Genomic DNA, 17,368 nt, shown 5'->3' on the forward strand with positions numbered 1-17,368 from the left:
TTTGGTTTCAATTAACAACCATATTATTGTACAGAACGGATTATGAGAGAAAATGACATGTTAGAAAAAGAAGAAATCTTTTCTAAAGTTTTACGTGCAGGAAGAAGAACTTATTTCTTCGATGTGAGAGCTACCAAAGCTGATGATTATTATATTACCATTACAGAAAGTAAAAAATTCACAGAAGAAGACGGTTCGTTTCATTTCAAAAAACACAAAATATATTTGTACAAAGAGGACTTTACTGCCTTTACAGAAATCCTTGGAGAAATGACATCTTATGTATTAAACCACAAAGGAGAAGAAGTAATTTCAGAAAGACATCAAAAAGATTTTAAAAAGGAATACACTACTGACAAAGTAAACATTGAAGATGGTGATACCTCAAATATCTAATTTCACCGATATTGATTTTGACGATATTTAATTTAATATTCATCAAGCTTTATAAGGTTAAACATTTGTAAGTCCAAAAATCAAATATCTGATTTTTGGACTTTTTTTATTGATTAAAAAGAGAAAACATGAACTTAACAACTATTAATTGGCAAGACATCTTGAGTAAAAACTTAATTCAGTACACCGAATTAATTATTCCTTGGTTATTGACAAGCGGTGTAAAAATTATCTTCATCGTAAGTATTGCTTTTTTACTAAACAAAATTTTAATCCGCTTTATCCAAAAAGCTATACGTATAGCAATACGACCGGATAAATACTCTTCAAAAGAAGCGGAAGAAAAAAGAGAAACAACGCTTATTCAAATATTTTCTACCACCACAAAAATTGCTATTCTATGCATTACCATATTGATGGTATTGAATGAATTTGGGATCGAAATTGGCCCTATCCTTGCAGCTGCTGGAATTGTAGGTTTAGCATTCGGTTTTGGAGGTCAATATCTCATTCGTGATATTATTTCTGGACTTTTTATTATTTTGGAAAATCAATATCGTGTAGGCGATGTTGTCAATTTAGATTCAGCCAGCGGAAAAGTCGAACAAATTACGCTACGTAAAACAACCCTTAGAGATCTGGACGGTACCGTACATCATATCCCACATGGTGAAATCAAAAGGGTTTCTAACCTTTCTAATGAATTCTCCAGAATCAATATCAATATTGGAGTAGCTTACAACTGTGACATTGAAAGAGTCATTAATATCATAAACCAAATAGGAAATGAACTTGCCAATGATCCTTTATGGAAAGAATATATAATCCAAGCACCACAATTTCTTCGAATTGATGAATTTGCCGACTCTTCCATAGTTTTAAAAATACTAGGAGAAAGTTTTCCTGATAAAAAATGGGACATTACTGGCGAACTCAGAAAAAGAATCAAAATCACTTTTGACAAAGAAGGAATTGAAATTCCATTCCCTCAATTAGTTATCCATAAAGCTGCCGAAACCTTAGAAACCAAATAACTTTTATGCCTGAAAATAGTTTTCAGGCTTTTTTATTTACCATCGCTTTATCACACAAGCCCATTCTTTTTTGTAACTTAGTGTAACAATAACCACAAAAAGAATCATCAAATGAAAACTCCTATCGTATCTGTTAGTTGGCTTAAAGACAATCTTGACAACCCCGAATTAATAATTTTAGATGCTGTCTTGGATAGTCCCCCACATGAATTACAAATCATAGGCGCTCGTACCTTTGATATTAAAAACAAATTTAGCGACACCACTATACCTTTACCAAACACCTTACCGCAACCAGAAGCTTTTACCGAAGAAGCAAGAAAGCTAGGGATTAGCAAGCATAGCAAAATTGTTGTTTATGATACCAAAGGAATCTATTCTAGCCCTCGGGCATGGTATTTATTCAAAAGCATGGGACATGAAAATGTTTGGGTTTTAGATGGTGGATTTCCAGCTTGGGAAAAAGAGGGAGGCGCATTACAAAAAGTAAATCCTCAATCTTATCCTAAAGGCGATTTTGAAGCTCGTTTCAAACCAGAAATGTTCAAAAATAAATTTCAAATTTTAAACAATCTCACTTCTAAAGAAGCTGTAGTGATTGATGCCCGTTCATCGGACCGATTTCATGCAGAAACTGAAGAACCTCGTGAAGGCTTACGAAGCGGACATATTCCAAATGCCGTGAACCTCCCTTTTACAAAAGTTTTAAAAGACGGACATTATTTACCTAAAGAAGAATTAAAACAAATCCTGCCACATCAGGATCAAAACTTATATTTTTCCTGCGGTTCTGGTATTACAGCCTGTATTAATCTCATTGCTTACGAATTAATCTTAAACAATTCTCCAAAAGCGGTATATGATGGTTCTTGGACAGAATGGGGACTAGACCACAATTTACCAATCGAAAAATAATAAATAGTTATCCTATTCGTAAACCATTTTCAACTTTAAAATCGGGAGCTAGTAGGATAACATCACCTTCTTGTCCAACGGCTCCCAAAACCAAACATTCGCTCATAAATTTACCTATTTGCTTTTTTGGAAAATTTACAACTGCAACAATCTGCCGGTTTAACAATTGCTCTTTGGTATAACGTTTAGTTATTTGAGCCGATGTTTTTCTAACACCTATCTCTTTTCCAAAATCAATCGTAAGCTGATAAGCAGGTTTTCGGGCTTCTGGAAAATCATTTACTGCGATAATTGTTCCTACATGCATCGCTACTTTTTCAAATTCAGACCAAGTCAGATTCGTTTCCATAAAAATTCTAAAGTATTATTTTTCTCCAAAATTAGTTTTTACATTTTAAACACTTTCAATTTTAGTAACTTTATACCTCAAATTAACGTATTTGCATAATGGCACGCACACCTTCTAACATGATTGATCTAGGAACTATAGCTCCAGAATTTTATTTAAAAGATACAATACCAAACAATTTCTTCTCTTTTTCTGATTTAAAAGGAGAGAAAGGAACTTTAGTGTTTTTTATTTGCAATCACTGTCCTTTTGTGCATCATGTAATTGATGAGATTATAAGAATCGCCAATGATTACCGAGTACAAGGAATAGGTATTATTGCTATTTCAAGCAATGACGTAATTAATTATCCTCAAGACGGACCTGAATTAATGGCAGAATATGGTTTCCAAAACAATTTTGAATTCCCATACCTTTATGACGAAACTCAGGAAGTAGCCAAAGCGTACAACGCCGCCTGCACACCTGATTTTTATTTATTTGACAATCAAAACAAATTAGTCTATCGTGGTCAACTAGACGACAGTCGTCCCGGAAACGGAATCCCTTTAAGCGGAAGTGATTTACGTGGTGCCATTGACGGCATTTTATACAATCGAAGCATCAATCCCAATCAAAAACCAAGTATAGGCTGTAATATTAAATGGAAAACAGTTTAACAGAAAGCAGAAGAAAGAAGAAAGAAGAAAGAAGCAGATATAAAAAAAGAGGTTTTCGATTTGAAAACCCCTTTTGTATTTTAATCAAGCTGATCATTAAAAACTGATCACTGAATACTAAAATTATTTCACGTCCATTAATTCAACGTCAAAAATCAAAGTAGCATTTGGTGGAATCACACCTCCTGCTCCACGAGAACCATATCCTAAATGAGCTGGAATTACAAAACGAGCTTTATCTCCTACTTGTAACAAAGCAATACCTTCGTCCCATCCCTCAATTACATTACCTTGTCCTAATGGAAATTCGATTGGTTTTTTACGTGGGTAAGAACTATCAAAAACTTTTCCGTCAGGCAATTGTCCTGTGTAATGTACAGAAACCGTTTTTCCATTTTCCGCTTTTTTACCCTCACCTCTTTGAATAAATTGGTAACGCAATCCACTTTCTGTTTTTTGGAATCCGGCAGCTAATTTTTCTAAAGCTTCTTCAGCAGCCGCTTTTTCAGCCTCTAAACGTTTTTTTCTGTTTCCTTCAAAAACTCTAAATGCCTCAACAGCATTCCATTTTTTAGCTTCTTCACCTACACGAATAATTTCTAAAGTTTCTAAAACATCACCTTGAGCAACAGCATCAACAACCTCTTGTCCTTCTACAACATGTCCAAAAACAGTGTGTTTTCCATCTAACCAAGAAGTTGGCACGTGAGTAATAAAAAATTGAGAACCATTTGTTCCAGGACCAGCATTAGCCATAGAAAGCACTCCTGGTTTATCATGTTTTAAACTTGGGTGAAATTCATCATCAAATTTATATCCAGGATCTCCAGTTCCCGAACCTAAAGGACATCCTCCTTGAATCATAAAATCAGGAATTACTCTGTGAAAAGTTAATCCGTCATAATATTTTACCCCTTGAGGTTTTTTATTATTTTCTAAATTTCCCTCAGCTAAGGCTACAAAGTTACCTACCGTTCCTGGAGTTAAATCGTGGGTTAATTTTACTAAAACCGAACCTTTAGCGGTATTGAATTTAGCATATATTCCGTTTTCCATTTTTTAAAATTTTTATTGAAGCGCAAATTTACTAATTAAATTATAGAATGTATCCATGTACAAAACAGAAAATTATTTTCACTTTAAAAACAACAAAATAAATATAGGCTAACATTAATTACTAAATAAAAAAAACGCCGCAACCACACTAGATTACTTCTGAAAAAAAACTTTGTACCTTTGCAGCATTCAAACTTAGAATTACAATCATGCGCATTGACATTATTACTGTTTTACCAGAACTATTACGCAGTCCATTTGAAGCTTCTATCATGAAAAGAGCAATAGATAAAGGCCTTGTAGAAGTTCATATTCATAATTTAAGAGATTACACCACAAACAAACAAAAAAGTGTAGACGATTATCCTTATGGTGGCGGAGCAGGAATGGTAATGACGGTCCAACCTATTGACGATTGCATCACCTATTTAAAAAGTCAAAGAACCTATGACGAAATCATTTATATGTCGCCTGATGGAGAAACTTTGAATCAAAAAATGGCAAATACCATGTCGATGTATGAAAACATCATCATTCTTTGTGGTCATTACAAAGGAGTTGACCAAAGAGTTCGTGACCATTTTATTACCAAAGAAATTTCAATTGGAGATTATGTACTAAGCGGCGGAGAGTTAGGAGCATTAGTCTTATCAGACGCCTTAATTCGATTAATACCAGGTGTTTTAAGCGATGAAACCTCTGCGCTTACAGATAGTTTTCAGGACAATTTATTATCAGGACCTATCTATACCAGACCTGCTGATTACAAAGGCTGGAAAGTCCCGGAAGTATTAACTAGCGGAAACTTTGCTAAAATTGACAAATGGAGAGAAGATATGGCTTACGAGCACACTAAAAATAGAAGACCGGATTTATTAGAATAAATTTCCTTTAAAATTCTACTATTTTAAATTCCAAATTCCAATTGATTAAGCAGTTGAAAAACGGCATTTGGGATATGATTTTATTTAGAGTTTAATTTTTTTTATTGGAATTTGTAATTTCTTTTATTGGAATTTAATTTTTTTAACTACTTTTGCAGCCACATTTGATTAACCTCTGGCGATACCCGTGAATGTTAGTCCGATATTAATCCAAAATTAGCATTAAAATGGCAAATTTAGTAGATTTCGTTAATAGCGAATTTGTTGCAAAAAAAGATTTCCCTGATTTCGGAGCTGGAGACACAATCACAGTTTACTACGAAATTAAAGAGGGTGAAAAAACAAGAACTCAGTTCTTTAAAGGAGTTGTAATCCAAAGAAGAGGTACTGGAAGTACTGAAACTTTTACAATTCGTAAAATGTCTGGAGCAGTAGGTGTTGAGCGTATCTTCCCTATCAACTTACCAGCTTTACAAAAAATTGAAATCAATAAGAAAGGTGCTGTACGTAGAGCTAGAATTTTCTACTTCAGAGAACTTACTGGTAAAAAAGCAAAAATCAAAGACAAAAGAAGATAATCTTTTATCTCTTTATCATAAAAGTCCCGATTATCATCGGGACTTTTTTTGCTATAACAACCCCTTAACATTCAACAAAACTATCCGAACATTCTTTAAAAAAATAACATTTTATAACAATGTCGTTAGTATTCCCATAATTCACTCAAAACTATAACAAAGCAGAGGATATTTTAGTCTGATTTCCATATCTTTGCACCGCTTTATTCAAAGCAAACAATACATTTCACATTCTTTCACAGAGAATTACGATTATAAAACAAAAAAAATGACACAAAAATCAAAGATTGTTTACACATTAACTGACGAAGCACCTTTGTTAGCTACTTATTCGTTTTTACCAATTGTACAAGCTTTTACAGCTACAGCAGGCATCGAAATTGAAACTGAAGACATTTCAGTTGCAGCTCGTATTCTTGCTAATTTCCCTGAGTTTTTAACTGAGGAGCAAAGAGTAAAAGATTCATTAACGGAATTAGGAAAATTAGCTACTGCTCCAGAAGCAAACATTATTAAATTACCAAACGTTTCTGCATCTGTTCCTCAATTAAAAGGAGCTATTGCTGAATTACAAGCTCATGGCTATAACGTTCCTGACTACCCAGAAACACCACAAAATGACGCTGAAGCAGCTATTAAAGCTAAATATGCAAAAGTATTAGGTTCTGCAGTAAACCCAGTTTTACGTGAAGGAAACTCTGATCGTAGAGCTCCAAAAGCGGTAAAAAATTATGCTAAAGCAAATCCACATTCAATGGGAGCTTGGTCAGCTGATTCTAAAACAGCAGTTGCTTCTATGGAAAGCGGTGATTTCTACGGAAGTGAGCAATCACTTACTGTAGCTGAAGCTACTGATGTAAAAATCGAATTCATTGCACAAGACGGTACTGCTACTGTTCTTAAAGCAAGTACTCCATTGAAGGCTGGTGAAATTATCGATAGTTCAGTAATGCACTTGAGCGCTTTGAAATCTTTTGTTGCTAAAACAATCGCTGAAGCTAAAGAACAAGGCGTTTTACTTTCTGTTCACTTAAAAGCTACTATGATGAAGGTTTCTGACCCAATCATCTTTGGAGCTATCGTTGAAGTTTACTTTAAAGATGTATTCGAAAAATATGCCGCTTTATTCGCTGAACTTGGCGTAAATACTAAAAATGGTTTAGGTGATGTTTATGCTAAAATCGCAGGACACTCACAACAAGCAGAAGTTGAAGCTGCCATCAATCAAGCGATTGAAAACGGACCAGCTCTTGCAATGGTAAATTCAGACAAAGGAATTACAAACCTTCACGTTCCTTCAGATGTAATTGTTGACGCTTCTATGCCAGCAATGATTCGTACTTCTGGTCAAATGTGGAACAAAGAAGGAAAACTACAAGATACTATTGCAATCATTCCAGACCGTTCTTACGCTGGAGTATATACAGCTACAATCGATTTTTGTAAAAAACACGGTGCTTTTGACCCAACTACAATGGGATCTGTTCCAAACGTAGGTTTGATGGCTCAAAAAGCAGAAGAATACGGATCTCATGATAAAACATTCCAAATATCTACTAACGGAGTTGTTCGTGTAGTAGATGTTAACGGAAACGTATTGATGGAACAAGCCGTTGAAGCTAATGATATTTTCAGAATGTGTCAGGCAAAAGATGCTCCTATTCAAGACTGGGTAAAACTAGCCGTAAATAGAGCTCGTTTATCGAACACTCCTGCTGTTTTCTGGTTAGACGAAAACAGAGCACACGACAGACAATTAATCGAAAAAGTAAACACATACCTAAAAGATCACGACACAACAGGATTAGATATTCGTATTTTAAACCCAGTTGCTGCAACTGAATTTACTCTAGAGAGAATCATCGAAGGTTTAGATACTATCTCTGTAACTGGAAACGTATTACGTGATTACTTAACAGATTTATTCCCAATCTTAGAGGTTGGAACTTCTGCTAAAATGCTATCTATCGTTCCATTAATGAACGGAGGAGGATTGTTTGAAACAGGTGCAGGTGGTTCAGCTCCAAAACACGTTGAGCAATTCATCACTGAAGGTTATTTACGTTGGGATTCATTAGGAGAATTTTTAGCTCTAGGCGCTTCATTAGAGCACTTAGGACAAACTTTAAATAATGAAAAAGCAATCGTTCTTTCTGAAACTTTAGATCAAGCTAACGATGCTTTCTTGAAAAACGATAAATCTCCAGCTAGAAAAGTAGGTCAAATTGACAACCGTGGTTCTCACTTCTACTTAGCTTTATACTGGGCTCAAGCTTTAGCTGCTCAAGATAAAGATGCTGAACTGAAAGCTATTTTTACTCCAATTGCGAAAGAATTGACTGAAAACGAAGCCGCAATTGATGCTGAATTAATTGGTGCTCAAGGTAAAGCTCAGGAAATTGGTGGTTACTACCAACCAAATCCTGCTTTAGTAAGCAAAGCAATGCGTCCAAGCACTACTTTCAATACAATTTTAGATAAAATTTCTGTATTAGCTTAATTTTATTTATTCATAAACAAACTAAAGACAACTCGAAAGGGTTGTCTTTTTTTTTATTTAAAACATTAAAAAACACCGCTTTTAGACAAAAATCTAATCTCTAAATTAACCCTCTATATTAATCAATAATTAACAGTTTTCCTCTTGTCTTTTCTAGTATAATGATTGAAATTTGTAATTCAAACTTCAAAAAATGATTACAAAAAAAATTAGTTTTCTATTTTCAGCACTATTGATTTGTTTCCACTTTTTTGGGCAAAACGATACAGAATCGGTTAAGCAAAAAATCACCCTAAGCGGTATTATCACAGATTCTAAAAACAACGAAACCTTAATTGGTGTCTCTATTTATTTTCCAGAGTTAAAAATCGGAACCACAACCAATGAATATGGTTTTTATTCTATAAGTATTCCTTCTGGAACACAAAAAATAAACATCAGTTACATTGGTTATCAAAACATTACAAAAGACATCATTATTACAAAAAGCAACAAGTTAAATTGGGCACTTACTGAAAATAGCGAGCAACTTGAAGAAGTAGTCATAACCAACAATCAAGGCAGAGCTAATATTAGAACACCCGAAATGAGTGTGAACAAACTCTCTATTTCCTCAATCAAAAAAATGCCAGTTGTTCTTGGCGAAGTTGATGTAATCAAATCCATTTTACTTTTACCAGGAGTAACAAATGCAGGAGAAGGCGCTTCAGGATTTAATGTTCGCGGTGGCGGTGCAGACCAGAATTTAATTCTACTTGACGAAGCTACAATTTATAATTCTTCGCATGTTTTTGGTTTTTTCTCGGTCTTCAATCCCGATGCTATCAAGGATTTAAAACTATATAAAGGCGGAATTCCAGCTCGCTTTGGAGGAAGAGCTTCTTCCGTTTTGGATATTTATCAAAAAGACGGAAACAGTAAAGATTTCCACGTGAATGGTGGAATTGGTTTAATTTCAAGTCGAATACTTGCTGAAGGTCCAATTGTTAAAGACAAAGGCTCTTTCTTAATTGGAGGAAGATCATCTTATGCCCATTTATTCTTAAAACTTTCGGAAGATCAAAAAAACAACTCGGCTTACTTTTATGATTTAAATACCAAATTAAATTTTAAAATTAACGACAACAACAACCTTTATTTATCGGGTTATTTTGGTCGCGATGTTTTTGCCATTAATAAAAGTTTCAGCAATACTTACGGTAACACCACGCTCAATTTGCGATGGAATCATCTGTATTCTGATAAATTATTTTCAAATCTTTCCCTTATTTACAGCGATTATTACTATGGTTTGGATTTAGATTTCGTAGGCTTTAACTGGAAATCTGGAATTAAAAACTACAACATAAAATACGATTTTAAAAACTATATTTCGGATGACTTTAAATTAAATTATGGGATAAACGGAATTTACTATGAATTTAATCCTGGAACAATTAAACCTTCTAGCCCAGAATCAGGAATTAATGCAGACCAATTAGACAAAAAATACGCCTTTGAACCCGCCGTATATATTGAAGCCGAAAATAAATTAAACAATAAATTCAGTGTTGCTTATGGTTTACGTTATAGCTTGTTTTATCGTTTAGGAAATTCGACTATTAATTTATACGAGAACAACAATCCTGTAGTTTTTAATCCTGATTTTCAAATTTATGAAAAAGCAACACCTACAGGCAGTAAATTCTATGGTAAAAACAAAACCATCCAAAGTTACAATTACCTAGAGCCTCGTATGTCAATTTCCTATCAAATCAACGATAATGAAGCTGTAAAAACCAGCTACAATCGTATGGTTCAATATTTACAATTAGTATCTAACACTTCCTCTCCCACTCCATTGGATGTTTGGATGCCAAGTGATAACTACATCAAACCACAAATTGCTGATCAAGTAGCTATAGGTTACTTTAAAAACATTAAAAATGGCGATTATTCGATAGAAATTGAAAGTTTTTATAAAAAAATTCAAAACCGCCTTGACTATATTGACGGTGCCATTTTAATTGCTAATAAGGCTATAGAACAAGTCGTTCTCAATGGAAAAATGCGTTCCTATGGATTAGAATTGATGTTTAAAAAAAATGAAGGTCGATTGAATGGATGGCTTTCCTATACCCTCTCACTATCTGAACAACAAACCCCTGGAAGAACACCTGAAGAAATAGGGATTAATTACGGTAAATGGTATAGTTCAGCCTACGACAAAACACACAATTTAGCCATTACTACCGCATATCACTTGAATGAAAAATGGGATTTTGGAGCTAATTTCATCTTACAATCCGGGCAACCCGCAACTTACCCAGATGGTAAATACAATTATGCAGGTGTAGATGTACCAAATTATGGTTTCCGAAATAGAAATCGTTTACCTGCCTATCATCACTTAGACATTTCAGCGACCTTAACACCTTATAAAAACAAAAACAGAAACTGGAAAGGCGAATGGGTTTTTAGTATTTACAATTTATACAATCGCCAGAATGCGGCATCAATGACGTTTAGACAAAACACAGATACCGGCATTAACGAAGCCGTTAAAACATCCATTTTTGGAATCGTACCTGCGGTTAGTTATAATTTTAAATTCTAATTTCTAAAAAATCAACAAATGAAAAAGATATTATTTCCATTATTAACTCTTGTAAGCGCTATTCTAAGTAGTTGCGAAGAAGTTGTCGATTTAAAATTAGACACCGCAGCACCCCGATTAGTTATCGAAGCAACCATTGTATGGGCAAAAGGAACTACCGGAAGTACCCAAAAAATAAAATTAACCACCACTACAGGATATTATGACACTGAAATTCCAGTGGTAAGTGGAGCCCAAATTTCCATAAAAAACAGCACAAACACTACTTTTAATTTCGTTGAAATTCCAAATACAGGAGAGTATTCCTGTTCGAATTTTGTTCCAAAAATTGGAGATACATATACCCTTACTATTGTTTACAAAGGTGAAACCTATACAGGAACAGAAATTTTTCAGTCCTTAACACCTATAACTCGCGTTGAACAAAACAACGAAGGCGGAATTACAGGAAAAGATATTGAGGTTAAAGCCTACTTTAACGACCCGGAAAACGTAAATAATTACTATTTATATCGCTATAAATATACAAATGAAGCAACCATAAGCTACAGTATCGATGAAGACATCTACTTTCAGGGTAATGAATTTTTCAGTAATTCAAGTAATGACGATTTAAAAACTGGGGATGTCGTAGAATTGCTACACATGGGGATATCTAAACAATATTACAATTACATGAATATCTTAATTGGCAATACTGGAACCAATTCAGGTGGTCCATTCCAAACCCCACCGACCACTGTTAGAGGAAATATCAAAAATATAAGTAATCCTAATAATTTCCCTCTGGGTTATTTTACTTTGGGAGAAACAGACAGCTAGAACCTATACTATTCAATGATTTGAAAAAGAAAAATTTAATCTATAGATAAATTCTTCTGATTAAATCAACTCTAAAAAAATAAATAGGAACGCAAAACTATAACTATCTTTGCTTTCTAAAATTAGCCATATTAAATCCTAAATCCTTTGTCATCACATCATATAGTTCGCGACGATCAAGAACCTGCACTAATTATTGCCAATGGTGCGGCCTGTAACCCTGAATTATTAGGTCAGTTATTGGAATGGTCTCCACTTGTAATCGTGCTCGACTCTGCTATGGAACGTGTCATGGAACTCGATATCAAAGTAGATGTTTTGCTAGGCGATTTTGACAGAGATTTCGATCCAAACTACTATAAAGAAAAGCAATATCCTATAGAAATAGTCCACACACCTGACCAAGATAAAACCGACTTGGAAAAAGCTTTCGATTATTTGTACGAAAGAAATATTCCTGCGGTTAATGTAGTTTGGGCAACTGGAAAAAGGGCTGATCATACTATAACTAACCTAACCAATATTGTCCGTTACAGAGAAAAACTAAAAATTGTAATTCTTGACGATCATTCAAAGGTTTTTCTTTTACCTCGAAGATTTGAAAAATGGTATACTGCAAATACTCCGATTTCGTTAATTCCGATAGGCCATGTTACAGGTATACATTCCGAAAATTTATTCTACCCTCTCAAAGATGATAGCCTCACTATAGGTTATCGCACTGGAAGCAGTAATCATGTTGCTCAAGATGGTTTAGTAATTATTGAACATCAAGAAGGTGATTTACTTCTGATGGAATGCATGGATTAATTGTATATATAATATTCCCAAAAGTAATCCTGAATATCGAAATCGATTCAATTTTTATTTTTATGACTGTCCGCTATGCGGAATAAATAAAAAATAAGCCACAGACCTGTCTGCCGACAGGCAGGTAACACTGATTAAACAGATAAAAACGGATCTTTATAGCTCTTTGCGAATCACAATCTGTGATAATCCATCCATTAAAATCCGTTTCATCTGTGTGCCGTTCTCAACGATTGGTATAAGAAACGGATAGTCATATTTATTTTTTTTCGAAATTCTACTCAAAAACCCTTATCAAATTCAAAATCAAAGAACTAAGTATTAGTCATTACCAAATTAAAAGCTTAATTTTGCGCAAAATTTAAGCGCTCCTAAAATGACTGCAATTACTGAAAAATCAAACTTACATCCACGCAATTTACACCGTTCTCGTTATGATTTCAAGCAACTTTTTCCAGTTTGCCCAGAATTAAAAAACTATGTTTTTACTAATGAGTATCAAATTGAAAGTATTGATTTCAGCAATCCTAGTGCCGTAAAATGCTTAAATAAAGCACTGTTAATAAGTCATTACAACATTAAGGACTGGGACATTCCTAAAAATTATCTTTGCCCTCCTATTCCTGGCAGAGCCGATTACATCCATTACATAGCTGATTTGCTTGCAGAAAGCAATAATGGTGAAATACCAACAGGTATGGAAATCGAAGGTTTGGATATTGGCACTGGAGCAAACTGTATCTACCCAATCATCGGGAATTCGGTTTACGAATGGAGTTTTGTAGGAACCGATATCGACGAAAAAGCATTAAAAAACTGCGCAAAAATTATCGAAGCCAATCCCCATTTAATAGATGCCATTAGTTTGCAATTGCAACTCGAACCGCGTTATATTTTTAAAAATATCATTACTCCCGAAGATCGATTTGCATTCACGATATGCAATCCACCTTTTCACAAATCGGCAGAAGAAGCAAACGAAGGAAGCCTAAGAAAAGTAAGTAATTTAAAAGGTCAAAAACAAACTAAAGCCGTTTTGAACTTCGGCGGACAAAACCATGAATTATGGTGTGAAGGTGGTGAGTTAGGATTTGTTACACAAATGATTTTTGAAAGTGCCCGTTACCCGATGCAATGCTTGTGGTTTACTACACTTGTATCTAAACAATCCCATTTGAAAAGTTTATACAAAACACTAAACAAAGTCAACGCGGCTCAAATTCGCACTATAGATATGGCTCAAGGCCAAAAAACCAGTCGTATTCTTGCTTGGTCTTTCCTGACTGAAAACCAACAACAAGATTGGGAATTTGAAATAAAGCAACCGCGATTTTAATAACTTTTTTATCCTTAAAAACGGAATGTGTAAATTCTCAACTTTACGGATTTCCATCATTAAAAAACTATCGGTTTTTAAACAATAGTTTTTTAAATTTTCAGTACATTGCTTGAGTGTAATATTTATATTAGTAACTAAACCATAAATAGATGCGAATATTTAAATCACTTCGAATAAGCTTTTTTTGATTATTCTCATTGCCAGTTGTCAAAACAAAAACAATAAAGGAATAGAACCAAATAATATTTTGGATACAAACAATTCTACAAAAATTGAAAAAACATCCAAACAAATAAGAAGCGTGAACGCAAGCAATGTCAATTATCAAAAAGAAACCACTGATGCAATCACTGCGAATAGAATAATAAAATTTCTTCGAGAAATTACAAAGAAAACCTCACAATCCTAACTTCTATAGATAGAACCTTCAGTTTTTACCAAATTGACTTAAATGACGATGGAAAAAACGAATATTTTATCAGTCTTTTAGGTAGGTATTTTTGCGGAAGTGGTGGTTGTTTTTTTATTTATTAAATAGTGACTTTACTGTTAACACTTATTTTTCTGTAACAAATCCTCCTATTTTCATAAGTTCACAAAAAACTGATGGTTGGCATGATTTAATTCTAAAAGGAAGTTATGATGAAAACGGAGGTGTAATTAGCTTTATTCACTTAAAGTTCGACAAAAAAAAGAGGCATATCCTAGCAATCCTTCATTAATAAAAAAGACAAAAATAGCGCCAAGCGGAGAGGATTTTATCATGTGGGATGACAATTTTAGTCGAGCTAAATCATTTGTATTTTAAAATTCAATCACTTATTGTGTGAGATAAGAAAATTTGGTTTACAAATTAAAAAAATAAAAAACTATCCCAGTTCCCAGCCTATTAATTTACTTTGCCGATAAACTTTGTACCTTTGCAACTTCCAACTTTGCAACAAAAAACAAATGAAATTCCAAGTCGTATCGGATTACCAACCAAAAGGAGATCAACCTCTAGCAATCGAAAAATTAGCACAAGGTATCGTTGATGGTGAACAATTTCAAACATTGCTAGGAGTTACAGGTTCTGGTAAAACGTTTACAGTGGCTAATGTGATTCAGGAAGTACAACGCCCCACCTTAGTTTTGGCACACAACAAAACCTTAGCGGCTCAATTGTATTCGGAATTCAAGCAGTTTTTCCCTAATAATGCAGTAGAATATTTCGTTTCTTATTACGATTATTACCAGCCGGAAGCTTTTATCCCTGTTACAGGAGTCTATATTGAGAAAGACTTATCTATCAATGAAGAGTTAGAAAAAATGCGCTTGAGCACTACTTCTTCCCTACTTTCAGGACGAAGAGACATTATTGTGGTTGCTTCTGTTTCTTGTTTATATGGTATTGGAAACCCAATAGAATTTCAAAAAAATGTGATCGCTATCGAAAGAGATCAAGAAATCTCTCGAACTAAATTATTACACTCTTTAGTGCAGAGTTTGTACTCTAGAACGGAAGCCGACTTTAATCCTGGAAATTTCAGAATTAAAGGTGATACAGTGGAAGTTTTCCCTAGTTACGCCGATGACGCCTATCGCATTCATTTTTTTGGCGATGAAATTGAAGAAATAGAAAGTTTTGATATTAAAACTTCTAAAGTTATTGAACGATTTGACAAGTTGACGATTTATCCAGCCAATATGTTTGTGACTTCGCCCGATGTATTGCAAAATGCGATTTGGCAAATCCAGCAAGATTTAGTCAAACAAGTCGATTATTTCAAGGAAATAGGCAAGCATCTCGAAGCAAAACGTTTGGAAGAACGCACCAATTTCGATTTGGAAATGATTCGGGAATTAGGTTATTGTTCTGGTATCGAAAACTATTCGCGCTACCTTGATGGCCGTGAAGCAGGAACACGTCCTTTCTGTTTATTGGATTATTTCCCAAAAGATTATTTAATGGTTGTTGACGAAAGTCACGTAACACTTTCACAAGTTCACGCCATGTACGGAGGCGACAGAAGCCGCAAAGAAAACTTAGTTGAGTACGGTTTTAGACTTCCTGCAGCCATGGACAACCGACCATTAAAATTTGAGGAATTTGAAGCCATGCAAAACCAAGTCATTTATGTTTCAGCAACTCCAGCGGATTATGAATTACAAAAATCAGGTGGTGTGGTCGTAGAACAAGTTATTCGCCCAACAGGTTTAGTTGATCCTGTTATCGAAATACGTCCTAGTTTGAATCAAATTGATGATTTAATTGAGGAAATCCAACAACGTTGCGAATTAGACGAACGTGTTTTAGTTACCACTTTAACTAAAAGAATGGCAGAAGAATTAGCGAAATACTTAGCAAAAGTAAGCATTCGTTGTCGTTACATTCACTCAGATGTAGATACTTTAGAGCGTATTGAAATCATGCAAGATTTGCGAAAAGGACTATTTGATGTATTGATTGGAGTAAACTTGTTACGTGAAGGTTTAGATTTACCAGAAGTTTCTCTTGTAGCTATTTTAGATGCGGATAAAGAAGGTTTTTTGCGTTCGCATCGTTCCTTAACGCAAACTATTGGTCGTGCCGCCCGAAACTTAAATGGTAAAGCCATCATGTATGCCGATAAAATTACCGATAGTATGCAAAAAACAATCGACGAGACCAATTATCGAAGAACAAAACAAATCAATTTTAACACGGCTAACAATATTGTCCCTCAAGCTTTAAATAAAAAAATTGATAGTGCTTTTACCAAAAGCCCTTCAATTGAATACGAAATGGGACATACAATAAATTCAGCAGCAGAGGCGATAACAGAATACTTATCGAAAGAGGAAATTGAAAAACGCATTCGCGAAAAGCGTAAAGCAATGGAAAAGGCAGCAAAAGAACTTGACTTTATCCAAGCCGCTAAATTGAGAGACGAAGTAAAAAAATTACAAGAACAACTGCCTTAATATTCATAATCTGCGTAAAACATATTCCACAAAACATCGTCAGGAATAACAGAATTAGGCATGTTTTTCATTTTTTTGACTAGAATTTTGATCGCTTCAATATCTAGTCCCATACTTATTGCTATATGAATTATTAATTCTGGATCTTGTTTGTGCAAAATACCATCATTCTGAAAAAAGAGCAATAATTGATAAAATTGTTTAATTCTTGTAAGTTTCAAATTACCCGATAAAACAGGTAATTCTTCTCCAAAAAGGTCTAAAAAAACTCCTTTCTCGAAATTTAATTCATTAGCAATTAAAAATAAAAAATCATAGCTTTTTTTACTCAGTTGACCATCGATTGTCGCATAAGCAATCATTTCTAAAAGCAATTTCTTTTTTTCTACGCTAGTACTCATATCATAAATAATTTTAGCTAAAATATCATTTTTTAAGATAAAAACCCAATCAAACACTCAAAATCATCGGTTTTGATTTAAAAATC

Annotated in this window: 14 protein-coding genes and 1 pseudogene; 12 read left to right on the forward strand and 3 right to left on the reverse strand. The window is 34.2% G+C overall.

What is annotated here, in order from left to right; all coding sequences use genetic code 11:
* Nucleotides 1-42: 42 nt before the first annotated feature.
* The 3 genes and pseudogenes from P5P90_RS05365 to P5P90_RS05375 all read left to right on the forward strand — a co-directional run bounded on the left by P5P90_RS05365 (nt 43) and on the right by P5P90_RS05375 (nt 2,345).
* Nucleotides 43-427 (forward strand): annotated as a pseudogene (locus P5P90_RS05365) (PUR family DNA/RNA-binding protein).
* A gap of 97 nt (nt 428-524) precedes the next feature.
* On the forward strand, nt 525-1,430 hold the full coding sequence (locus P5P90_RS05370; protein WP_278036160.1) for a mechanosensitive ion channel family protein: 906 nt from the start codon (nt 525-527) through the stop codon (nt 1,428-1,430).
* A 111-nt stretch (nt 1,431-1,541) separates the two neighbouring features.
* Nucleotides 1,542-2,345 (forward strand): sulfurtransferase, encoded by an 804-nt coding sequence (locus P5P90_RS05375; protein WP_278036161.1) that lies wholly within the window; start codon nt 1,542-1,544, stop codon nt 2,343-2,345.
* A gap of 7 nt (nt 2,346-2,352) precedes the next feature.
* On the opposite strand, the gene P5P90_RS05380 is transcribed toward P5P90_RS05375, so the two are convergent.
* Nucleotides 2,353-2,694, reverse strand: coding sequence for a tRNA-binding protein (locus tag P5P90_RS05380; RefSeq protein ID WP_278036162.1), 342 nt, complete (start codon nt 2,692-2,694; stop codon nt 2,353-2,355).
* Between the two features lie 98 nt (nt 2,695-2,792).
* Here P5P90_RS05380 and P5P90_RS05385 point away from each other — a divergent pair, with 98 nt between their 5' ends.
* Complete coding sequence (locus P5P90_RS05385) at nt 2,793-3,353, forward strand: thioredoxin family protein (protein ID WP_278036163.1); 561 nt, start codon at nt 2,793-2,795, stop codon at nt 3,351-3,353.
* A 123-nt stretch (nt 3,354-3,476) separates the two neighbouring features.
* Here P5P90_RS05385 and P5P90_RS05390 read toward each other — a convergent pair whose 3' ends face one another.
* Nucleotides 3,477-4,409, reverse strand: a complete 933-nt coding sequence (locus P5P90_RS05390) for a peptidylprolyl isomerase (RefSeq protein WP_278036164.1) — start codon at nt 4,407-4,409, stop codon at nt 3,477-3,479.
* A 209-nt stretch (nt 4,410-4,618) separates the two neighbouring features.
* Here P5P90_RS05390 and trmD point away from each other — a divergent pair, with 209 nt between their 5' ends.
* From trmD to uvrB, 8 genes are all read left to right on the forward strand, one after another.
* The gene (gene trmD / locus P5P90_RS05395; RefSeq protein ID WP_278036165.1) at nt 4,619-5,293 is read left to right on the forward strand and encodes a tRNA (guanosine(37)-N1)-methyltransferase TrmD; all 675 of its coding nucleotides are present in this window, start codon (nt 4,619-4,621) and stop codon (nt 5,291-5,293) included.
* A gap of 227 nt (nt 5,294-5,520) precedes the next feature.
* On the forward strand, nt 5,521-5,871 hold the full coding sequence (gene rplS, locus P5P90_RS05400) for a 50S ribosomal protein L19 (protein ID WP_278036166.1): 351 nt from the start codon (nt 5,521-5,523) through the stop codon (nt 5,869-5,871).
* A 268-nt stretch (nt 5,872-6,139) separates the two neighbouring features.
* On the forward strand, nt 6,140-8,371 hold the full coding sequence (locus P5P90_RS05405) for an NADP-dependent isocitrate dehydrogenase (RefSeq protein ID WP_278036167.1): 2,232 nt from the start codon (nt 6,140-6,142) through the stop codon (nt 8,369-8,371).
* A gap of 193 nt (nt 8,372-8,564) precedes the next feature.
* A complete protein-coding gene (locus tag P5P90_RS05410; protein WP_278036168.1) occupies nt 8,565-10,967 on the forward strand; it encodes a TonB-dependent receptor in 2,403 nt (800 codons plus the stop codon).
* An 18-nt stretch (nt 10,968-10,985) separates the two neighbouring features.
* Nucleotides 10,986-11,789: a DUF4249 domain-containing protein gene (locus P5P90_RS05415; protein ID WP_278036169.1), complete on the forward strand. Its 804-nt coding sequence runs from the start codon at nt 10,986-10,988 to the stop codon at nt 11,787-11,789.
* 147 nt (nt 11,790-11,936) lie between these two features.
* Nucleotides 11,937-12,599: a thiamine diphosphokinase gene (locus P5P90_RS05420; RefSeq protein ID WP_278036170.1), complete on the forward strand. Its 663-nt coding sequence runs from the start codon at nt 11,937-11,939 to the stop codon at nt 12,597-12,599.
* A 376-nt stretch (nt 12,600-12,975) separates the two neighbouring features.
* Nucleotides 12,976-13,935 carry a 23S rRNA (adenine(1618)-N(6))-methyltransferase RlmF gene (rlmF, locus tag P5P90_RS05425; RefSeq protein ID WP_278036171.1) on the forward strand — a complete coding sequence of 320 codons (960 nt, stop codon included), beginning with the start codon at nt 12,976-12,978 and terminating at the stop codon, nt 13,933-13,935.
* 954 nt (nt 13,936-14,889) lie between these two features.
* A complete protein-coding gene (gene uvrB, locus P5P90_RS05430) occupies nt 14,890-16,881 on the forward strand; it encodes an excinuclease ABC subunit UvrB (protein WP_278036172.1) in 1,992 nt (663 codons plus the stop codon).
* On the opposite strand, the gene P5P90_RS05435 is transcribed toward uvrB, so the two are convergent.
* Entirely contained in the window at nt 16,878-17,282 is a 405-nt protein-coding gene (locus P5P90_RS05435; RefSeq protein ID WP_278036173.1) for an excinuclease ABC subunit B, read from the reverse strand. The two genes, uvrB and P5P90_RS05435, sit on opposite strands and share 4 nt — an antisense overlap.
* Nucleotides 17,283-17,368: the final 86 nt, after the last annotated feature.

Origin of the sequence: Flavobacterium nitratireducens, assembly GCF_029625335.1 — a bacterium.
GTDB classification, from domain to species: Bacteria; Bacteroidota; Bacteroidia; order Flavobacteriales; family Flavobacteriaceae; genus Flavobacterium; species Flavobacterium nitratireducens.